This is a genomic window from Neobacillus sp. PS3-34, from assembly GCF_030915465.1.
GTDB lineage: Bacteria > Bacillota > Bacilli > Bacillales > Cytobacillaceae > Neobacillus_A.
The window spans coordinates 2352090-2374098 of sequence record NZ_CP133267.1 but is presented as its reverse complement, the minus strand read 5'-3'; the positions used below and the strand labels follow the sequence as shown (position 1 = coordinate 2374098).

The 22009-nt window shown below is 41.5% G+C and carries 13 protein-coding genes and 8 pseudogenes; 3 read left to right on the top strand and 18 right to left on the bottom strand.

From position 1 onward, the window contains the following. Positions 1–5: 5 nt before the first annotated feature. From RCG23_RS12315 to RCG23_RS12285, 7 genes and pseudogenes are all read right to left on the bottom strand, one after another. Positions 6–711: pseudogene (locus RCG23_RS12315) on the bottom strand (ABC transporter ATP-binding protein). Then, positions 711–1489 (bottom strand): annotated as a pseudogene (locus RCG23_RS12310) (ABC transporter ATP-binding protein). The pseudogenes RCG23_RS12315 and RCG23_RS12310 overlap by 1 nt, the downstream one beginning before the upstream one ends. Beyond that, positions 1464–2438: a branched-chain amino acid ABC transporter permease gene (locus RCG23_RS12305; protein WP_308179868.1), complete on the bottom strand. Its 975-nt coding sequence runs from the start codon at positions 2436–2438 to the stop codon at positions 1464–1466. The pseudogene RCG23_RS12310 and the gene RCG23_RS12305 overlap by 26 nt, the downstream one beginning before the upstream one ends. A 13-nt stretch (positions 2439–2451) precedes the next feature. Continuing rightward, positions 2452–3329 (bottom strand): annotated as a pseudogene (locus RCG23_RS12300) (branched-chain amino acid ABC transporter permease). Positions 3330–3616: 287 nt separating this feature from the next. Next, complete coding sequence (locus RCG23_RS12295; RefSeq protein ID WP_308179867.1) at positions 3617–4789, bottom strand: ABC transporter substrate-binding protein; 1173 nt, start codon at positions 4787–4789, stop codon at positions 3617–3619. A 298-nt stretch (positions 4790–5087) separates the two neighbouring features. Next, positions 5088–6296, bottom strand: a pseudogene (locus tag RCG23_RS12290) (MFS transporter). Positions 6297–6538: 242 nt separating this feature from the next. Further along, positions 6539–7734, bottom strand: a pseudogene (locus tag RCG23_RS12285) (class I SAM-dependent rRNA methyltransferase). A 294-nt stretch (positions 7735–8028) separates the two neighbouring features. Between RCG23_RS12285 and RCG23_RS12280 the strand changes: the two are divergent. Then, the gene (locus tag RCG23_RS12280; RefSeq protein WP_308179866.1) at positions 8029–9672 is read left to right on the top strand and encodes a M4 family metallopeptidase; all 1644 of its coding nucleotides are present in this window, start codon (positions 8029–8031) and stop codon (positions 9670–9672) included. 68 nt (positions 9673–9740) lie between these two features. On the opposite strand, the pseudogene RCG23_RS12275 reads toward RCG23_RS12280, so the two are convergent. From RCG23_RS12275 to RCG23_RS12240, 8 genes and pseudogenes are all read right to left on the bottom strand, one after another. Continuing rightward, positions 9741–11031 (bottom strand): annotated as a pseudogene (locus tag RCG23_RS12275) (MFS transporter). Between the two features lie 117 nt (positions 11032–11148). Beyond that, entirely contained in the window at positions 11149–12366 is a 1218-nt protein-coding gene (locus tag RCG23_RS12270; protein WP_308179865.1) for a MerR family transcriptional regulator, read from the bottom strand. 58 nt (positions 12367–12424) lie between these two features. After that, positions 12425–13103, bottom strand: a pseudogene (locus RCG23_RS12265) (Type 1 glutamine amidotransferase-like domain-containing protein). Between the two features lie 123 nt (positions 13104–13226). After that, the gene (locus RCG23_RS12260) at positions 13227–13583 is read right to left on the bottom strand and encodes an Ig-like domain-containing protein (RefSeq protein ID WP_308179864.1); all 357 of its coding nucleotides are present in this window, start codon (positions 13581–13583) and stop codon (positions 13227–13229) included. A gap of 5 nt (positions 13584–13588) precedes the next feature. Next, positions 13589–15042: pseudogene (locus tag RCG23_RS12255) on the bottom strand (glycoside hydrolase family 70 protein). A 233-nt stretch (positions 15043–15275) separates the two neighbouring features. After that, on the bottom strand, positions 15276–15935 hold the full coding sequence (locus RCG23_RS12250) for a glycoside hydrolase family 70 protein (RefSeq protein ID WP_308179863.1): 660 nt from the start codon (positions 15933–15935) through the stop codon (positions 15276–15278). 239 nt (positions 15936–16174) lie between these two features. Further along, positions 16175–16951, bottom strand: a complete 777-nt coding sequence (locus RCG23_RS12245) for a 3-hydroxybutyrate dehydrogenase (protein ID WP_308179862.1) — start codon at positions 16949–16951, stop codon at positions 16175–16177. 22 nt (positions 16952–16973) lie between these two features. Then, on the bottom strand, positions 16974–18260 hold the full coding sequence (locus RCG23_RS12240; protein WP_308179861.1) for a GntP family permease: 1287 nt from the start codon (positions 18258–18260) through the stop codon (positions 16974–16976). Between the two features lie 184 nt (positions 18261–18444). Here RCG23_RS12240 and RCG23_RS12235 point away from each other — a divergent pair, with 184 nt between their 5' ends. Further along, a complete protein-coding gene (locus tag RCG23_RS12235) occupies positions 18445–19359 on the top strand; it encodes a LysR family transcriptional regulator (RefSeq protein ID WP_308179860.1) in 915 nt (304 codons plus the stop codon). A 74-nt stretch (positions 19360–19433) separates the two neighbouring features. On the opposite strand, the gene RCG23_RS12230 is transcribed toward RCG23_RS12235, so the two are convergent. The 3 genes from RCG23_RS12230 to RCG23_RS12220 are packed head-to-tail and all read right to left on the bottom strand — an operon-like array spanning position 19434 to position 21060. Beyond that, positions 19434–20327 (bottom strand): ATP-binding protein, encoded by an 894-nt coding sequence (locus RCG23_RS12230; protein WP_308179859.1) that lies wholly within the window; start codon positions 20325–20327, stop codon positions 19434–19436. Continuing rightward, on the bottom strand, positions 20324–20797 hold the full coding sequence (locus RCG23_RS12225) for a PAS domain S-box protein (RefSeq protein WP_308179858.1): 474 nt from the start codon (positions 20795–20797) through the stop codon (positions 20324–20326). The genes RCG23_RS12230 and RCG23_RS12225 overlap by 4 nt, the downstream gene beginning before the upstream one ends. Then, on the bottom strand, positions 20782–21060 hold the full coding sequence (locus RCG23_RS12220) for a hypothetical protein (protein ID WP_308179857.1): 279 nt from the start codon (positions 21058–21060) through the stop codon (positions 20782–20784). Before RCG23_RS12220 ends, RCG23_RS12225 begins: the two co-directional genes overlap by 16 nt. 193 nt (positions 21061–21253) lie before the next feature. Here RCG23_RS12220 and rluF point away from each other — a divergent pair, with 193 nt between their 5' ends. Next, positions 21254–21970: a 23S rRNA pseudouridine(2604) synthase RluF gene (gene rluF, locus RCG23_RS12215; RefSeq protein ID WP_308180046.1), complete on the top strand. Its 717-nt coding sequence runs from the start codon at positions 21254–21256 to the stop codon at positions 21968–21970. Positions 21971–22009: the final 39 nt, after the last annotated feature.

The window sequence follows — 22009 nt, the reverse complement described above, 5'->3', positions numbered from 1 at the left end:
TTTGTTTAATGTCCGCCCAAATAGGCCATTTTGATCTGATCACTCTGATTTAGTTCATCAGGTGTTCCAGTAAGGACGATTTTCCCTGTTTCAATAACATAGGCCGGTCAGCGATGGAAAGTGCCATATTCGCATTTTGTTCGACCAGTAAAATGGTGGTTCCGCTTTTATTAATCTCCTCAATAATTCGGAAGATTGTTTTTACCAAAAGAGGGGCGAGACCCATGGATGGCTCGTCTAAGAGCAGGAGCCGCGGACGGGCCATTAGCGCTCTTCCCATTGCGAGCATTTGCTGCTCGCCTCCCGATAAAGTTCCTGCGTGCTGCTTTCTTCTTTCCAGCAGTCTCGGAAAGAGGTCGTACACCTTTTTAAAATCATCACGGATGCCGCCTTATCCTTTCTAAGATACGCTCCAAGTTCAAGGTTTTCTTCAACTGTCATATTGGAAAAAACACGCCTGCCTTCAGGTACATGGGAGATTCCCTTTTTTACAATGGCTTGTGCCACTTTTCCAGCAATAGACTGCCCTTCAAAAAGGAGATCTCCTTTTTTTGGCTTCTCTAATCCGGAAATTGTTTTTAAAAGTGTGCTTTTTCCCGCACCATTTGCACCAATTAGGGTGACAATCTCGCCTTCATTAATTTCCAGAGAAACTCCCTTTAATGCCTGGATATTCCCATAAAACACATTGATATCATTTATTTTCAGCATTATGAAACCTCCTCACCGAGGTATGCTTCGATGACTTTTGGATTGTTCCTGATTTCTTCTGGTGTTCCCTCTGCAATTAACTGCCCATGGTCTAACACATAAATCCGCTCACACACGCCCATCACAAGCAGCATATCATGCTCAATCAGGAGCACTGTGAGAGAAAATCTTTCCCGGATGAAGGAAATCAGCTGCATTAGTTCATGCGTTTCCTGCGGGTTCATTCCTGCTGCTGGCTCATCAAGGAGCAGCAGTTTCGGATTTGCGGCCAGCGCTCTGGCAATCTCCAGGCGGCGCTGCTGTCCGTAAGGGAGATTTTTTGCTTTTTCATGAAGGAATTTTTCAAGCTTGAAAATTTTTAAAAATTCGATTGCCTTTTCTTCCATCTCCTTTTCGCCTGAAAAGTGTGGCGGAAGGCGGAAGATGGAGCTGAGGATAGAATGCTTTGCCTGGGAATGGTAAGCTACCTTTACATTGTCGAGAACCGACAATTCTCCGAAAAGGCGAATGTTTTGGAAGGTACGGCTGATCCCTTTTCTCGTTATTTTATAAGGAGCAAGCCCATTTAATTTGTCTCCCTCAAGATGAATGCTTCCCTCTGTTGGGATATATACCCCAGTCAGCAGATTAAAGAAGGTTGTTTTTCCCGCTCCGTTCGGCCAATCAAGCCAACCAATTCTCCCTGCTTCATTTCAAGATTAACATCGGAAACTGCCTTAAGCCCGCCAAAACGGATTCCTGCCTGCTCTACCTTAAGCAATGGTCTGTTTATTGTCATTTGGCATTCCTCCCTTTTTGGATCTGCGATTACTAAAGAAAGAAGTCAATTCCTTCGTTCCCAATAACCCCTGCGGGCGGTACAGCATCATGATAATCAGCACAAGGCTGTAAATGATCATTCTTGTTTCCGGATATTCCTGCAGGAATGTAGAGATAATCGTCAGCAATATGGCTGCGATGACAGCGCCCGACATGCTTCCCAAGCCGCCAAGAACAACAAAAATCAGAATATCGAAAGATTTTAGAAATCCAAAGTTTGCAGGCTGGAGAATGTAAAAATTATGGGCGTAAAGCGCTCCGGCTACGCCTGCAAAAAATGAGCCGATTACAAACGCCGCTACCTTGTAGTAGGTAGTATTAATCCCCATCGCATCAGCGGCAATTTCATTTTCCCTTATTGATATACAAGCACGCCCATGTGTGGAATTTGTAAAGTTAACAATGACCACAAGCGTCAGCACAAGACTGGCAACCATCCATGGCCATGTTGTCAGATGGCTGACCTGCATGCCACTGGCACCGCCAACATAATCAATATTCAGGAGTGTAATCCTGACAATCTCCCCAAAACCGAGTGTTGCAATCGCCAGATAATCTCCTTTTAAGCGAAGGCTCGGAATTCCAATGATCAGTCCGGCAACCGCTGCCGCTATTCCTCCTGCTAACAGTGCCACAGGGAACGGAAGAGCAAGCTTCATCGTGATAATCGCTGAAGCGTAGGCCCCGACTGCCAAAAAACCCGCATGGCCAATTGAGAACTGACCAGTAATCCCAATAATCAGGTGGAGGCTTGCAGCAAGAATAATATTAATTCCAATCGTAAACAGGGTATTAATATAAAATGCGTTTAAGGTTCCACCCGTAATCAAGAATTGGATAAGGCTGGCCAAAACCGCGGTGGCTATGATTAACGCCCAAAAACCTTTTGTCTGTGAAAATTTCGCCATCGTTTCGCCCCCCTTACACCTTTTCCCTGACGTTTTTGCCGAATAGTCCTGATGGGCGGAAAATTAAGATTAAAATGAGCACGACAAAGGCCGCACCATCCCGCCATAGAGAATAACCGCTCGCACTGACGAGCGCCTCAATGACCCCCAGGACCATACCGCCGGCCATTGCTCCAGGGATAATGCCGATTCCTCCAAGTACCGCCGCAACGAATGCCTTAAGGCCTGGTATGATTCCCATCAGAGGTTCGATCTTTGTATAGTACATTCCAAAAATAACTCCTGCTGCGCCTGCCAATGCAGACCCGATTGCAAAGGTGGCCGAAATCGTGTTATCTACATTGATGCCCATCAGCCTTGCCGCATCCATATCATGGGAAACAGCACGCATTGCCTTTCCAATTTTCGTTTTATGGACAATGAATTGAAGCAATATCATTAATAAGACCGATATTCCTAAAATGAATAAGGACTGGCTGCTAATTTTCACACCTAGAATATCAATGCTTTTAAAAGGAAGAACATCCCCCGGATAGGCCTCTGGCTGCGCTCCCCTAGCATAAATCGTGGTGTATTCAATCAGCAGTGATACACCGATAGCGGTAATGAGCGCCGCAATCCTTGTCGCATTCCTAAGCGGCTTATACGCAATCCGCTCAATTAAAACACCAAAGAGGGCGCACACCGCCATACTGATCAGAAGGGCTGGAAAAAATCCAAGGCCAAAATAGTTATTGAATAAAATCCTACAAACGCACCGACCATGAACACATCTCCATGGGCAAAGTTAATCAATTTCACAATACCGTAAACCATCGTATACCCAAGGGCAATAAGCGCATATATACTGCCAAGAGAAATCCCGTTTACGAGCTGCTGTATCCATTCCATCTTCCCACACCACTCCTATCAGAAAAGCGCAAGCGCCTTGGGCACCCCCGACAAGCGCTGGCCGGCTAAAATCGCCACGTCCTGTGGCAACGCCGGCACTAGGCCGTCCTGGCCGTGGAAGGGCCTTTAGGTGAAGTTGTTCTTTGACTTCATCGTAAGGACCGAAGCGACCTCGAGGGGGTAGGCGCTGGAGCTAGACACTGTTCTAGTTGAAAGCATTATCCTTCTTTTAAAATTGGAATAGGGAGACATGGCTGCTCCCTATCCCTTTGATATGCGATTTTTATTTATGGGTTTACTTTTGAATTGAATGTCTGTACGCCGTCTTTATACTCAAGAATGACAGCCGATTTAATCGGATCATGGTTCTTATCAAGCTTCACTTCTCCTGAAACAAGGGAAAGTCCGTCTGTTTTAGCCATTGCTTTTTTGATTTTTTCAGGATCTCCGCTGCCTGCGCGCTTAATGGCATCAGCAAGGAAATAAGCTGAATCATAGCCCAGGGCACTAAAGGCATCCGGTGACTTACCGTTATATTTCTTTTTGAATGCATCAACAAAGTCCTGAACCTTTTTGTCTTTATCTCCTGATGAATAGTGGTTGGTGATAAACGTATTGTTTAGAGCTTCCTTGCCGCCGATTTCAACCAGCTTTGGTGAATCCCAGCCATCTCCGCCCATGATTGGAACATCGATGCCAAGCTCACGCGCCTGCTTTACAATCAGGCCTACTTCTTCATAATATCCAGGCAGGAAAATAAACTCTGGATTGGAGGATTTAATTTTTGTCAAAATGGCATGGAAGTCCGTATCCTTGGTGACGTATGCTTCCTCAGAAACAATTTTCCCGCCGTTTTCCTTAAAGGATTTTTTGAATGCGGATGCCAGTCCCTTTGAATAATCGCTTGAGCTTTCAATCAGGACAGCTGCATTTTTTACATTCAGCGACTTTGAGGCAAAATTAGCCGCTACCGTGCCCTGGAATGGGTCAATAAAGCATGTACGGAACACATAATCATTCACTTTTCCATCTTTGTTTGTAATGTTTGGATTGGTGCCAGTCGGTGTCAGCAGGACAACCTTATTGTCAGTGGCCACCTGTACCTGTGCAAGCGTATTTGTACTTGTTGCGGCTCCAACAATTGCTGCCACTTTATCCTGGCTTATGAGCCTGAGCGCACCGCTTGTTGCCTCGGATGCATCCGATTTGTTATCGACTTTAATAAGCTTTAGTTTCTTTCCGTCAATACCCTTTTTATTGATTTCATCAACCGCCAGCTGAAGCCCTTCAGCAGCCGATTGTCCATAGGAAGCAACTCCTCCGGATAACTCAAGATTCGCACCGATTTTAATTGTGCTTCCATCATCACTCTTACCTCCCGTTGCAGAACTGCATCCCGCAACGACTCCTCCTGTAAGCATTAACGACATAAATAAACCTGCTAATCTCTTTTTACCCATGCTTTACCCCCTGTTTTTATAGTATTTTTTGCAAAACTCATACTGGCAAAACCTTGATGTCGAACTGTTTTAAATAAAGATAATATTCTGAAAATATTGTACATAATATTTTCCTATTCGTCCAGTTATTTAGCCGGTTATTTTAAGATAATTTCAAATCAGTTAAAAATAAGAGTTATGAACTAATTCATGCAGGAAAACACTATATTGATGCAGTTAATATTAAAAAAGGTTTTTCTTTGATTCCCTATAGTAAAAAAGGGAACAGCCAAGAGGCTGTCCCTATCATTATATTTTCTTATTCCTCAGCTAATTCCTGTCTTTTTGTTTCTTTTCCTAACAAGAAAACAGTTATCGCTGCTACAAGAATGGCGATGCAAAAAATGGTGAAAATCGAAGATATCGCTATTTTCTGAGTTACCATATAGCCTACAAGCAATGGCCAAGAATCCCGCCGATGCGCCCGATGGACGCTGCCATCCCTGCTCCGCTGCCTCTGATATTGGTTGGATACTGTTCTGGCGTGTAGGCATATAAAGCACCCCATGCACCAAGGTTGAAAAATGAGAGAAAGATTCCTGAAGCAACGAGCATTGTAATTGATTCCGCCGTTCCGAAGAAATAGGCGCTAATAGCAGTCCCGACCAGGTAAGTAACCAGTACGAACTTCCTTCCCAGCTTTTCAATGAACCATGCCGCTGTAAAATAGCCTGGCAGCTGGGCAAGCGTCATAATTAAGACATACTCAAAGCTTTTAATCATGCTAAAGCCTTTCATGACCATTACACTTGGGAGCCATAAAAACATGCCGTAGTAGGAAAACACGACACAAAACCATAGGACCCATAGCATTGTTGTCCTCCGGGCATATTCTCCCGACCAAAGCTTCTGAATACTTTGGAACACAGACAGCCTGTTTTTATCCTTTACCGCTGAAAAGCGGGGGAATCCGGCAGTCCCATCCTTAGGTATAAAGCATAGATTGCCGGCAGGGCACTGATGATCAAGGCTGTCTGCCAGCCATACTTAGGTATAATAAAATAGGAAATTAGTGCGGCAGCCAGCCATCCGCCAGCCCAAAAGCTTTCAAGCAGCACGACAACTCTTCCGCGTTTCTCCGCTGGTACACTTTCAGAAACAAGTGTAGAAGCAACCGGCAATTCTCCACCTCCGCCATCCCGATTAGGAAGCGGAATACCAGGAATACAGCTAGCGTGCTTGTAAAAGCTGATGCACCGCTGCCTATTGAAAATAATAATAAGGTTATAATAAAGACCATTTTCCTTCCGGTACGGTCAGCCATAAACCCAAAAACCAGAGCCCCCACTGCCATCCCGATTGAGTTTACACTTCCGATCCAACCCATCTGTTCAACAGAAAGGTTCCATTCGACCTTCAATGCAGCAATAATAAACGACAGCATTCCCACATCCATTGCGTCAAACATCCAGCCCAGACCGGCTATACCGAGCAGCCTACGGCCAGAAATTTCGCTATTTTTTTTCATAATATCCCCCTCGGTCCAAAACTTTTATTTATTTTACCCAATTTCTATCTTTATTGGTCATTGTGTAATAATCCTTTTTAATAATAGCAAGTGTCTTTACACTTGTCATTAACTAAAATAAAAAAATCGAGGGAAATCCCTCGATCAGCCATAGTCTATCATGTTTTGCTAAATATAATTCAGTCCCACAACCATTTATCGAGTGACAGGCACCATCCATTTTATGGATGGTGCCTGTCACTCTATTTCAACTTTTGAATAAATACAACCTTTAAATAATCACCTTCCGGAAACTCTTTTATGGTTCTGAAATCCTCTGGCAGTGCGAACTCTTCCAATAGTTTATACCTTTTCCCAGACTCCTTAAATGCCAAGTCGATGAAGCCCTTAAACTTTTCCATTCCAAAAGAACTGCAATTGGTAGAGGCGACAATGACCCCATCATCCGCTGAGATTGCAATCGCCTCTTTCAGAAGGTTTTTATAGTCCTTTTCTGCACTAAAAACAAATTTTTTGGACCGTGCAAAGCTTGGCGGATCGAGGATGACCATATCAAATTTCAGCTGTTTCTTCACCGCATATTTGAAATAGTTAAAAACGTCTTCAACAATAATATTCTGGCTTTCATAATCAATACCGTTAATGCTGAATTGCTCAATCGTTTTGCTTTTGCTTCTATTGGCAAGATCGACGCTTGTGGTCGTTTCAGCCCCGCCTAATGCGGCAAATACCGAAAAAGCACCGGTATAGGAAAATGTATTTAATACGGTTTTCCCTTTTGCATATTTATCCCGAATCGTTCTCCGGACATCGCGCTGATCCAAGAATACGCCGACCATGGCGCTCTCATTCAAATAAACAGCGAAACTGACACCATTTTCCTTCACAATGAGAGGAAACTGGCCCGTTCACCCGCAACAAAATCATCCTCTTCTATATATTTACCCTGAACATCAAAGCGCTTTTTTTGATAAATACCCTTACACATGGCCAATTCCTTGAGCGAATTGACAATATAGTCCCGAAATTCATATATTCCTATGCTGTACCAGTTTATTAGGAAGAATCCGTCGAAATAGTCGATTGTCAGCCCGCCTATACCGTCCCCTTCGCCATTAAACACACGAAAAGCAGTGGTATCTGTATTTTGAAAAAAGGAATCCCTTATCTTTACGGCCTTATTAATTTTATCGTTAAAAAAATTTTGATCAAATTTCTCATTCTCATTTTTACTTAGCACCCAGCCAAGGCCTTTGTTTTGCCTCCCATAGTAACCTTGGGCTATAAACTTGCCTTGTTCATTAGCAAGCTTGACGATTGTCCCCTCTTCTTCCACTTCATTTGGGTTAACGATCGCTTCCCTAAATATAAGAGGGTATCCATTCTTGTAACGATTTTCAAACTTTTGTTTTACCTTTAGAACTGCATACTTTCCCATCGTGTCATCCTAACATTATTTTTTTGCTTCTCTTCTTATTGTACACCATCCGGCCTTACCCCAATCACTTATGCTTTAAACCCGACTTTAAGAGCCTTTTTTTCCTTTTAAAAAGAGGGTCTTTAACAACTTTTAAATCCCAAAATTTGGATTTATCCTGCTACTTTAGCACTTTATTTTGATAAATCGCTAAATAGTATTGGTAATCTTCTGAATATTCCGCTATAAGTAAAATAATAGTTTTAAATTTTTTGAAACTATTAACTAATTAACCAATATCAAGGAGGAATTCTATTGAAGAAAAAAGTTGTCTCCCTATCTCTATCAGTTGGGCTCATCTGCAGCGGTATGGTTGGTGCTAGCGCATTTGCCGATTCATCCAAATCCCCGCAAACAAAGAAGTTTAACCAATCCACAGGTACGCCAGATTTCGTAGCAGGTAAACTAACCAGTCCTTCTGCTAAATCCGCCAAAGACATCGTCCTTGATTATTTGGAAAAAAACAAGGCTGAGTACAAACTAGGAAGCCAGTCGGCCTATAATTCTTTTATTGTGAAGTCAAAAGAGGCAGATCAGCTTGGGGGAGAAGTAGTCCGCTTGCAGCAGGTTTATGAGGGTGTTCCTGTTTGGGGATCAACTCAGGCCGCAAGGGTCGATGAAAATGGCGTTCTGGAAGCAGTAAGCGGCCTCGTGGCACCTGATCTCGACAAAAAGGGATTGAAAAGCTTTGCCAAGAGCCAGACACAAAAGCAAGCAATTGAAACGGCTGAGAGTGATTTAGGGTTCAAGCCGGAGTACGAGCAAGCACCAACATCCGAGCTTGTCGTTTATCCTACGGGAGACAAAGCTATCTATGCATACCATGTTAATTTAAACTTCCTAAGTCCTGAGCCAGGCAATTATAACTATTTTATTGATGCATCAACAGGGAAAGTTGTTAATAAATTTAATGCAATTGATACTGCCGGAAGCCAGCCAGCCACTCTTACAGGGTCTAATACAACTGGGACGGGAGTTGGAGTTTTAGGTGATACAAAGTCTTTAAAAACATTATTGTCCAGCGGCTATTATTATCTTCAGGATAATACACGCGGCCAGGGAATTTTCACATATGACGGGAAAAACCGTACGACTCTTCCTGGCACTCTGTGGAAGGACCTCGATAATAACCTGAATGCAACGTATGACCATGCTGCCACTGATGCGCATTACTATGCTGGCGTGACCTATGACTATTATAAAAACGTCTTTAATCGTAATTCATATGACAATGCAGGGGCTGCATTAAAATCAACTGTCCATTACTCTAGAAACTATAATAATGCGTTCTGGAATGGTTCACAGATGGTTTACGGTGATGGCGATGGCACTACCTTTATTCCGTTATCAGGCGGTCTGGATGTAATCGGACATGAACTAACGCATGCAGTAACGGAAAGAAGTTCTAACCTCACTTACCAAAATGAGTCTGGGGCATTGAACGAAGCCATCTCTGATATTTTTGGTACTTTAGTAGAATTCTATGATAACCGAAATCCTGACTTTGAGATTGGGGAAGATATCTATACGCCTAATACAGCTGGCGATGCCCTTCGTTCCATGAGCGATCCAACTAAGTATGGCGACCCTGACCATTATTCAAAGCGGTATACTGGTACCTCTGATAATGGCGGTGTCCATACAAACAGCGGAATCATCAATAAAGCTGCATATCTTATCAGCCAGGGCGGAACTCACTATGGTGTGACCGTAGCTGGAATTGGCAATACAAAATTAGGCGCCATCTTCTACCGTGCGAATACGGTATACTTAACTTCATCTTCAAATTTCAGCCAGGCACGTGCAGCCCTGGTACAGGCTGCCAAGGACCTTTACGGTGCAACCTCAGCCGAAGTGACAACGGTTAATAATGCCTTTGATTCTGTAGGAGTTTACTAGAATTTAATAAGCACCCGCCGCTTTAAATGATGGCGGGTGCTTATTTTATTTCGATTTTGTCTTAGTTTTCAGCTGATACTTTCTGCAGTCAAATCAATGTTTGTTTTGCTGGAAAAGCGCAAATTAAACAGGAAAAAGAGCACGCCGCCTGCAAGTGGCAGGATGTAGGATGGGATGAGGCTTAATAATAGTCCGGAAGCAAGCATCGCTATTGGCAGCATCGTTTTTCCAATACTCATGCTAATACTCATCACCCGGCCTCGATATTCATCGGGAATCATTTTTTGCATCAAATAGGCTATCGGAATATCGATTAGCGCGATAATCATGCCAAATGAGAGCATTACGGTCCCATAATATAAGATGTAAGGAATATGGCCCAATGTGCGCCTTTGATCATGACAGGGATCCCGGAGAAAATCATTGCTATGGCCATAGAAAGACATAAATAGTTAAGTAGGGTCGGATAGTTTATCTTAGCTGATATTTTTTTTACAAAGAGCGCCCCGATGATCATCCCCAGTGGGAAGGCACCCTGGATAATGCCATAATCCCTTGAACCTAACTTGAGGACTGTATTCAGCATATACGGGAGAGGAACTGACAATCCAAAGCCAAGAAAAAAATTTATTGAAATCAAGATGACAAATAAATTCATAATACTCTTTCTTTGCGATAAATATTGGAACCCTTCTCTTATATCCTGGAAAAAGTTAATTTTTCCGCCTTTTGGGCTGGCAGTGTTTTTTTGCATATTTAGCTTAAAATCGATAAGCATGGCTGATAACCCGGATAGTAAAAAGGATATTCCATTGATAATAATGAAGGTCCTGATATCAAAGATGGCGAATACCAGCCCGCCTAACATCGGCCAAGTATGGAGGAGACAGAATCGATTATTTTACTAATCGAATTGATATTCATCAGCATTTTATCAGACACGATATTGGGCTTTGCTGCTTCCAATCCAACTCCATAGAAGATGGTGAACACCGTCAGTAGGAAGGTAGTTATATAAATGAGCACCAGATTCAGTCCAAACAAAGTACTTAAAATATAAACAGAAATCAACAATATCCCATTCAGTAGATCCATTGAGACCACCAATGCCTTTTTGTTGAATTTATCAGCTATCACGCCGGCAAACGGACTGATGATTACGATTGGGATAACTCCCAGGATAAGGGTAACCGCAAAGCTTAATGCTGAACCCGTCAGTTTTAAAACATACAATCCTAACGCAAAATTATAAATCGCCGTACCAAAAATGGAAACGGTCTTTCCGGCTGAAAACAGAAAAAGATTTTTGATTTCCTTCTGATTCTTTTCTCCTTTTACACTCAATTGCACTGCTTCCACGTTAAAGCCTCCTAGCTTAACCTTCTATAACTGAATGATAAGCGGTTGGCTAAACCCCATTGCAATAGATAAATTCATGAAATTTTACGTAATAAATAAAAAAAGATAGGGTTAACCCTACCTTTTTCCAAAAAACGAATACGAGTATACTGCTTCACCCGGGACAAAGAAATTTTCAAATTTTCCTCCCTTATCAATATAGCCTGAGACCCGCTCGTCAAGCGGGATAAACTTTAATCGGGCAATATTCTTTTGAATTTTACTGTCAATAAAATTATCCCTGTAGTCCACTTGAACCTTGCTTTTGGTGCTGAAATTTTTAAAAACAAGATAGGTCCCCAATAAGAAGGAATCCTGTTTAATAAGGGAGTCCACACCATCAAGTAAAAAGTTTTTGTGTTCAAAGCTGTAATTACTTGTACCCGCATTATCAACCACTATATCAACGGATTTCTGCTGTATTGGTATTTCCAAAAAGTCGGTACATATAAATAACAGATTCACTTTTGCACCGCTTCTTTCGAGCAGACTTTTCAAAAAACGGTGCCGTTCCAAACTCCGGTCAACCGCAATATACAAGCAATCCTCCGGTAGCTCCGGATAAATATTACGCAGAAAAAAACCAATTCCCGTCCCTAGTTCAAGCAGAACTTTTTTATGTAAATCCAATTGATCCAGCTTCCTTTTTCCCCAGTGCAGACCCTGCTGGACATTTTCCAAATAGCCAGGATCGGTTACATGGATATATTCAAAAATATAATGATCGAGCGGAAGGTCTGGGGCAGCCTCAAATGGCTTACCGACGATTAATATACCTGAGTCAATGAGGTACTCTTCACCGCATTCACAGGTTAGCTTTCCCTCTATAATCTGGTTCCGGCTGATGATTCCGTCATGAAGAGTGAGCTTTTCGTGACATTTCAGGCATCTCAGCATGTCCAATGCCTTTAAATCAATCCCTGATATGGATCCTGATGCGGTTGATTTCGCAGAGATATCCTCCAGTTTCAGCTTAAGCTTCTCCTTAATCTGAACTAAACTCTGTATTTCCTTCTCCAGCTTCTTATATTTATCGAAGAACAGCGATTGATAGTATTTATCCTCTTCATACGAGGTTAATTTGCCGAAATTTTTATATAGGAAAATTGTTTTAATTTCATTTAAGCTAAAGCCCATCCCTTTAAATTCAAGGATATGCTCCAAATCCCTTTGGCAGCGTGGATCAAAAAAGTATTGCCCACCCTTCTTTTCAGGAATGATTAACCCAAGCTCCATATAGTGCCGGATCGTATCAATGCTCAGCCCATTAGTCTCACTAAACTTCCCAATTCTCACTTCTCCCACCCCCTATGGATGGGTGACAGGCACCTTCCAGGAATTTGGAAGGTGCCTGTCACCCTATAATTGTCTCGATAATCTGGTTATCAGAGGTAGCAACTCGGTACGCCTTTGCGCCCGGCCTTGAAGTTACAATTCTGCTTATCTCCTGATCAATAAAATGAATCGCAGCACCATCATCTGCCGCAATTCCCTCTTTTAAATTTCCAGCAAGAATTAGCTTTTGAAAAACTGGCCGCCTCTTTATTTCTCCATCGTAATGCGGGCAATTGCTTCCTTTCAAAAAGCCAAGGCACTTTATTGGCTCTAATTCATCTCCATAGGAATCTGTAACGCCTTCTTCAAACCAGCATAGCGAACCTGCACTTATTCCGGCTAAAATGATCCCCTTATTCCATGCTTTTCTTAAAATAGTATCCAAGCCCCATTCCTTCCAAAGAGCCAATAAATTCTTTGTACTTCCCCCGCCAACATAAATAATATCCTTTTCCAGGATAAAGCCTTCCAAATCCCTTGTTGGCGGCTGAAGAGAGATAAGTGAGAGGGTGTACATTCTTGATTTTCAAAAAAACGATAAAACCTGGAGATATAATTATCGGAATCGCCACTGGCAGTAGGAATAAAACAAATGCTGGCCTGACTTTATCCGACTGGCTAAGAATATATTGATCTAATATTGGATTTTCTGGCTCCATAGAGAAACCTCCGCCGCCAAGTGCAATAATTTGCCTCATAGCTTTCTCCCTTCAAAAAATATCGTTTTTAAAAGGTTCAACAAAACGGCTTCATTTTCCTCTTAAAAAAAGAGGGTGACAGGCACCTTCCAATAATTTGGAAGGTGCCTGTCACCCTTTGTATTACTTTTTAATTGTTACTGCAAATTTCTTGATGACAACGTAGCCGCCTTGTGTTTTGTAGCTGGCTGTAATGGTTGCTTTTCCGTATCTGACAGCTTTTACACGCCCTTTGCTGTCGACAGTCGCATATCGCTTATTTGAAGAAGCATAAGTGACTGATTTAATTTTGTCAGAAGCAGACTTCACAGAAATAAATCTCGTTTTGCTTCTTTTTAATGTTGCACCGTTCGCATTAAGTGTCACTGTATTTACTTTTACTTCAACCGGTACTGTGGTGTAAAGAACAAAATTATCATTTGTTGTAACCGTTTCAGTGATTACAGCCGTTCCAGCCACTCTTCCGCGAACAACACCCATGCTGTCTACAGTAGCTCTCTCTTTTTCGAAGAGGTGTAAGTCACTGAAGCAAGCTTGGAGTTAGAACTCACCAATTGCGGCTTTAATGTAGCCCTCTTACCTTGATAAACCGCAATTTTTTGCGGTGCAATCGCAGGAGCTTTATCCTTTGTCGGGATCCAGACACCTAAATATCCATTCACCTGAGGATTCTTTGTGCCTTTTACATTAATCGTTAACGTACCCTTATTATCCGTAACCAGTTTCTGAGAGTTAAAACCAGTTGCATCCACGAATACCTGGTTTGCGTGCGCAGAACCCATATCCACGTTAACCGTTGTATTCGTCTTTGAATTACTGCCGATTACCGTCGCAACACCAGTATTGCGGTCTTTACCGTATCTCACGCTCGAGATTAAGTCTTTACCCGCAACGGTTGGCGATGTATTCGTTTTATAGGATGTTACATTTTGTTTGCCATACGCATACCCTTTTCTAACTTTTAAAAGCTTTTCAATTGGTTCATAATAAACCGTTTGCTCCTTCATATAAGAAGCGTCTGTTTTGAACATATCACCATAATAAATCATTGGAACCGTATCTTTATTCGTTAACTGATAAGCATATTGGCTTACGACGTTATGCGGCGCATACTGTTTATCTGTTTTTTCCATGTCCGCATTATAAATTTCCAATGCTTTCTTTTCAGTCGCTTTATCATATTGCTCTTCAAATGATTTAGGTGGCGTGCTCGTTCCGTACTGTTGGTTTGGCTTAATGCCATACAAATCAATCATGATTTGATTAATACGATTTTTCTCCTGGTCGTGGTTATTTGTAAAAGACCAGTTCGGTGTAGCAGTTGCTTGCCCAAGGCCATTCTGTTGACCATTGAGTTGGTTGCAAGTGTCCATAGCGCCTGGTTGTTCGTATTCTTGCCCAGTGCATTTTGGAAAGTGTAATATAAGCCTGAATCCATTGATAGCTGGCCATAATCGTTTGCTTTTTCAAACGGAACCTGTGCACCTGAATAAGACTCAATATAGCTTAAATGATTGTTCAAGTCGCTGCCAAAATGCTGTTTCATAACTTGCATTTCGTCAAGCAATACCTGTTTGTCATAGTGGCTGGCAGCATCAATTCTAAAACCATCAAATTTATAAGTATCAAGCAGCCAGTTCATCCAGTTTATTTGTTCTTTTTGAACCGTTGGATTTGAGTTATCAATATCCAATCCTACAAGGAATTCAGTATTGTTATCGATTGAATGATTAATAGAGTGCTTAGGTGTTCCGTCTTCATTAACGAATAAGAATTGATCCTGTACATCGATTCCGGAATTATCATTTTGCAATGATTTTTCTTCAGAACCGTAGCCATAGGCTGATTGTGTTTTAATATATGCATCTGTTTTTGCTGCAATATCACCATTGTTGCCATTGATAATATCATCTACAGACGGATAGCCATTTTGGCTCATGTATGTTAAATAGCCTTTATCATTAGCATAATTAATCAGCATTGGTTTCCAGAAATCATCAGAAGTAGCTGCATTTTTAGCTGCGTACCAGCCGTCTACTGATAAATAACTGTCCACTGTATTGATTTTGTTTACACTTGCCGCTTCTTCCAACCATTCAGGCAAATAGTTGTTTGCGTTTCCTGGTCCGTAATAACGGTAAGCCTTACCATTTTCATCCGTCATAATTCGGCTTAACCCTTGGCCTTGCAGTGAAGTACCATTAAAGTAATCTTTATTCCATTCCTTAATATAACCGTATTTTGCCTGTCCCTGCCGCCGCCCTTGGTATAGGCTAAATACATATCTCCAGTGGTGTTTGTTGTCATACCAGAAGTATATGGGTTTTTAAATAAATTCCCTGCACTGTCAACACGCTTTACAGAGACTGCTTCACGGCCGCTTAGTCCAAGCATTTGATTTGGAACTAAATCCAATTGAAGCTTCAAGCCTTTTGTATGAAGTGTGTTAATCATGTCCTTCAGTTCATCACTAGTACCATATTTGGTTGCTTTAGTATTATTAGGACCCTGTGGGAACTCTCCTAAATCATACCGGTCAGTCATTGCGTAACCTTCCATATAACGCGCCATGCTAAATGAACGATAGGCAGGTGGCAGCCAAATATCGGTTACTCCCCATTCATTCAACAAATCGCCTTTAGCAGCAAGCTCATTATACATATTGCTTTCATATGGCTGGAAAAGACTGAAGCTTTGAAAAATAACACGGTTGTCCAATTCGTCATTGGACGTATATGCCTTCGCTGTTGATGGCATTAAGCTGATATTACTTAAAACCACCATTGCAGCAATAATAGATACAGAAACTTGATAAAATTTCTTTTTTAGCAATTTCCAATCCCCTATTCTCTTTAAAATAATTGGCAGATTGACTAATACAATCAATCAACCCTAGAATTTTACTACTAATTTAGAGTATGGAATAGATAATAATTATTAGCAGTAAACCCATATAATTGAATGTTTCTCAATGTCTGGAATGTTTTGCATTACCATTCTCGTTTGCAGCAAAAAGAGAAGAAGTGCCGAATCTTTACGATTCAGCACCCCTTAGTATTTTGCCTATTACATTACTGAGCTGTGTAACCGCCATCGATGACAATCGCCTGTCCTGTTACACTTTTCGATTTATCACTTGCTAGGAACATCGCATAATCTGCGATTTCACTTACATCTAATAAACGTTTTTGAGGAACTAATGGATAAATGACTTCTTCAAGGACCTTGTCTAAAGGTACATTTCTTGTCGTAGCAATATCCTGAAGCTGGCCACGTACTAGTGGTGTATCCACATAACCAGGGCAAAGCGCATTAACCGTAACACCAAATGGTGCAGATTCCAAGGCAGCAACCTTAGTCAGGCCGATAACGCCGTGTTTTGCACTGTTATAAGCAGCTTTTCCTGCAAAGCCTACTAATCCATTAATGGAAGCAATATTGATGATACGTCCAAAGCCTTGCTCTTTCATTATAGGAAATGCATATTTTGTTGCAATGAATGGTGCAGTCAGCATAATCTTAATCATTAACTCAAATTTCGCTGTAGGAAATTCTTCAATAGGAGAAACGTGCTGCAAGCCCGCATTGTTAATCAGCACATCGACACGGCCATATTTTTTATGTGCTGTCTCAATCATATTTTTGATATCTTCTTCACTCGTAACATCCGCTTTAAGTCCAATTGCTTCGAATCCAAGCTTCCGAAGCTCTTCTGCAGCGTTCTCTACGCCTTCTGCGTTCAAATCTGTCAGGACAACTTTACTTCCATTTTCTGCGAAAGTTTTACCTATTTCAAATCCAATTCCGCTTGCAGATCCAGTAATGACAACCACTTTATTTTCGACCATGTTTATCCACTCCTTTAATTTGTTAAATCAGGCCAATCCAAGCCATCAATATCCCAACAATCATCGCAATTGTGGGAATAACGAGACCAACCATAAAAACATCCTTATAACAATCCTTATGCGTCACCTTTGTAACTGCCAATAGTGTCAATAATGCTCCGTTATGCGGCAAGATTGATGCACCCGAAGCAATGGAAGCCATTCGGTGAAATGCTTCAGGATCAATTCCCGTTGTTTGAGCTAGTCCGTAATACGTTTTTCCTAATGCCTGGAGGGCAATTCCCATTCCCCCTGATGCAGAACCGGTTATCATTGCAAGAATCTGAACAATTAATGATTCTGATACGAGAGGATTGCTGGAAATACCCAACAGCATTTGGGTAATATGTTTAAAATCAGGCACTGCCGTAACAACGGCGCCAAATCCGACTGCGGCGCTTGTGTTAATAATGGCCAATACTGAACCCTTTGCCCCTTCATTGATAGATGGAATAAACTTTTTATACTGCCTGATGTTTATGAGAATGATGGCTGCAATTCCTGCCAATAGAGATGGGATTGCTTCCAGCTTCACAACATCCAGTAAAACAACTACCAGCAAAAGCGGCACTAAAGATAACAGCCAATTGGGCAGATTATCTGATTCAGATGTAGCGCTCTCTTCCATTGTTTCTAAATTCTTAAATGTATCTCCGGCTGCAGTCATTTTTTTCTCCCTGAAAGCTAACCAGAAATACCCACCAACTGCCATTACAATCGTTGCCGCAATTCCCATTACAGAACCGGCCATTGGCGTTGTTTTAAAAGAAGCCATAGGAATCAAGTTCTGAATCTGCGGTGTGCCAGGCACTGCCGTCATTGTAAATGTGAATGCCCCTAACACGATCGTTGGTGCAATCAGTTTTCTTGAAATATTTGCTTCCTTAAATAAAGCAAGTGCGATTGGATAAATGGCAAAAACAACAACAAAAAGGCTTACACCGCCATATGTTAAAATGGCCGATGCTGCCAACACACCTAAAATGGCACGTTTTTTCCCTATAAACTTAGTGATTTGATAGGCAACCGCCTTGGCAGCACCCGTATCTTCCATCAGCTTTCCAAAAACAGCACCCAATAAAAAGATCGGGAACCATTTTTTTGCGAATTCAACAAACCCTGTCATATATGTTCCCGTATAGGTATCCATTAAATCCAGGCCGCTCAATAAAGCCACAATTCCAGCGACGATCGGTGCAATCCATATAATGGACCATCCCATATAGGCTAAAACCATAAGCAAAACTAAGCCTACTGCTATACTCAGCATTTTCATGCCCCCCTTCGTGTTAAACAAAAATTAAGAAGTATAATTCGCTTCTTTTGACACATCCCCGTTGTTCGTTAAACATTCAAAAAAAAAACAACAAAGAAAAGTTTACTCCTCATGTATGAATAGGTAAAATGAATTAATACTATAGATACTATGCAAAATAGTAATAGGAGAAAAAAGAATGGATATTCGCCAGTTAAGCTACTTTTTAGAGGTAGCTAGAAGTAAAAGCTTCACTAAGGCTTCACAGGAAATCCACCTTTCCCAGCCCACTCTTAGTAAAATGGTTAAAAGCTTGGAAGAAGAACTTGATGTCATCCTGTTTGACCGTGGTGCAAGACAAATAGAATTGACGGATGCCGGCAAAATTGTATACGAACAGGCTAAAAAGATACTAAACGGCTTAAATGACCTATCCGTTTCTCTATACGATTTGATGAATTTGAAAAAAGGGAAGGTAACAATCGGCCTGCCTCCTGTAATTGGCACCTTGTTTTTCCCTGGCATTCTGGCTGATTATCATGAACTATATCCTGAGATTGTTATCCAGCTGGTAGAGGATGGAGCCAGGAAAATTGAACAAAAAGTCATAGATGGAGAAGTTGATTTCGGTGTAGTGGTTTTACCGGTTGATGAAGAAAAATTCGAGGCAGTTCCGTTTATTGAGGAAGAAATGATGCTGCTGGCCAATGCTTCACATCCTGCTGCCGATAAGTCAGAAGTTTCACTTTCCGAGCTGAGCAAGGACAACTTTATCTTGTTTACGAAGGAATTTGCCCTGCACCAGCTGATGCGGGAGGAATGTATCCGGGCGGGATTTGAACCTCATATTGCTTATGAAAGCTCGCAATGGGACTTTATGGCGGAAATGGTGGCAAAAAATCTTGGAGTGACCTTTTTCCCTAAATCCATTTGTGAAAGGGTCAAGGGAGGGAATATACAAACGGTTTCCTTGACACATTATATCCCTTGGAAGGTAGGGGTTATTTTGGCAAAAAATCGTTATATACCATACGCTGTCAGAGAATTTATTACCTTGATCCAATCCCGTTCCTATCAGCCTCAATCCTCTGCTTTCTTTCGAAAAGAGAATTAAATAAGGGCGCCCTAACTCAACTCGGGCACCCTTGTTTTTATTTTATGGAAGATGGCTTCATAGCTTGTATTTTCTTAACTTACCAATGGCAGCCTGATTTCAATCAACGTTCCTTCCTTCACTTTGCTTTGATAGGTAATACTGCCATGATGCTGTTTTATAATTTTATGGCAAATCATTAACCCGAGCCCTGTCCCTTTTTCCTTCAGAGTATAAAAGGGTTCACCTAAACGGGGGAGCAGTTCTTCTGGTATTCCGCAGCCTTGATCCTGAAATGAAACAATGCACTCGCCTTCTGCCCCTTTACGCAGATTAATTTGAATATCTCCGCCTTCATCCATGGCCTCCATAGCGTTCTTAAGAATATTCAGGAAAACCTGTTTTAACTGATTCTTTTCACATATCATAAAGAATGGAGATTCTGCAGAGCTGAATTTAAATTGGATATCATTCATATTGGCCTGCGGCGAAAGTAACTCCAGTGTATTTTCAATCAACTCTCCCAAATCCGAACGGTTCATCTGGACGGCTTGTGGTTTACCCAAAGAGAGCAGCCCGCTAGTAATATTCTCAATTCTTTCCAGTTCACTTAGAAGAAGGTCCGTAAAAACGATCGAATTAGTATCCTCTCTTTTAAAAAGCTGCACAAAGCCTTTAATGGTTGTCAGAGGATTCCGAATTTCATGTGCTACCCCGGCTGCCAGCTCTCCGACAATCGACAGCTTCTCAGATTGCAAAAGAAATTCTTCCGCTTTTTTCCGCTCTGAAATATCCCTGCTTATAATGACAGTATTCTCTATGTAATTTTTTTCTCCCCTGACAGGCATACAGTGGGACTCAAATTCAATCCAAAAACCTTCCTTGTGTTTGAATCGGAATTCCATCGATTGAGATTCGTTATTTTCGAACAAGCTCTTAATCGTATTTTTAAACATATCGACATCGTCCGGATGAATTAACTTACTCAATTCAATGTTTTCCAGTTCTGGCCCTCGTACCCTAACACCTGCTCATGAGAAGGAGAGAAATAGCTAATTGATTGCTTTTTATCCATAACCACAATGAGATCGGACGTGTTCTCTGCGATTAGTCGGTATTTCGATTCACTTGCTTCCAAAGTCTTTTCCATTATCTTTCTCTCGGTAATGATTCTATAAAGCTTGGCGTAGGACTCGATTAGCAGCCCCCCTATGATTACACCTAGCATTACAAAAAGTAAATATTGAAAATGAAAGAAAGGCTTGTCTCTAAAAATGTTAAAAATGAACGGAACAGTGATAATATAGATAAAAATATAAGAGGCAAAAAATGTGATGCATTTTTTTACGGGTGTGAGAGGTTTCAGGTACAAGTAGATGACAGAAAACCCCGCCATAATGAATACCCAGCCGATAATTGCCGGGATCCAGTTGCCGCTCGTCATTAGCCTTGTGAGCAATGCAAATCCTCCAGTAATGAAACCAGCCGCTGGCCAAAATAAGCAAAAACTAATATGACAGGGGCATACCTTATATCGTAGGAATAACCTTGTTGGTGAATGGATAACAAAACAAGAATGAAGGAAACGATGCCCCCATATAAGCCGACCCAAAGTTGAAATTGCTTATGCGGTCTGTGATTAAAGAATGAACTGATGACTAACGGTGTACTGACCATTAATGAAAAAATTGAGAGATTTACAATGTAGTCTAAAAGAAACAACGGACTCCCACCCATACCTAGTTGTATTCATAATATTCTATCTTCATCATAAACCAGACACGGACCCGTTTCCATAATAATTTTGGTGACAGGCACCTTCCAGTAAACTTCCAGGTGCCTGTCACTATGTAAAGCCATTGAAAATACGGCTGTGGTTGGGTATTCTATTAAAAACAACTCTCCACTTAAGGATGTGGTTAACCTGCGATTAAATAAATTCATCGCTGAATCTGGAATGGCATCCAGGCGCGGTGCAGATAAATTAATTAGTGAAGGCAAAGTTACGATAAATGGAAAATTAGCACTAGTAGGGAGCCAGGTCGAGCCTGGTGATGATGTTCGGGTTAACGGAAATTCAATCCGGGTTTCAAAAGATTACGTCTATATCGCCTTAAATAAACCCGTAGGCATTACCAGCACGACAGAAAGGCACATAAAAGGAAATATTATTGACCTGGTCAACCATCCATTAAGAATCTTTCATATCGGGCGGCTGGATAAGGATTCAGACGGCTTGATACTTCTAACAAACGATGGGGATATCGTCAATGAAATATTGAGGGCCGAAAATAAGCATGAAAAAGAATATATCGTTACAGTAGACAAGCCAATTACTCAGGAGTTTTTAAAGCGAATGGCAGCCGGAGTAGAAATTTTGGATACAAAAACGCTGCCCTGCAAAGTCGAACAGCTTTCCAAATATGTTTTTCAAATCACTTTGACACAAGGATTAAACCGTCAGATCCGCCGAATGTGTGCTGCACTAGGATATGATGTGATGAGGCTTCAGCGAACGCGCATCATGAATATTCATCTCGGCAGCCTTCCCCTTGGTCAATGGAGAGATTTATCGAAGAAAGAACGCAATCAATTATTTGAAGACCTAAACTACCAGCCAAGAGAGTGGTAAGAAAGAGGAGGAACCGCATCATTCGGCTCCTCCTCTTCT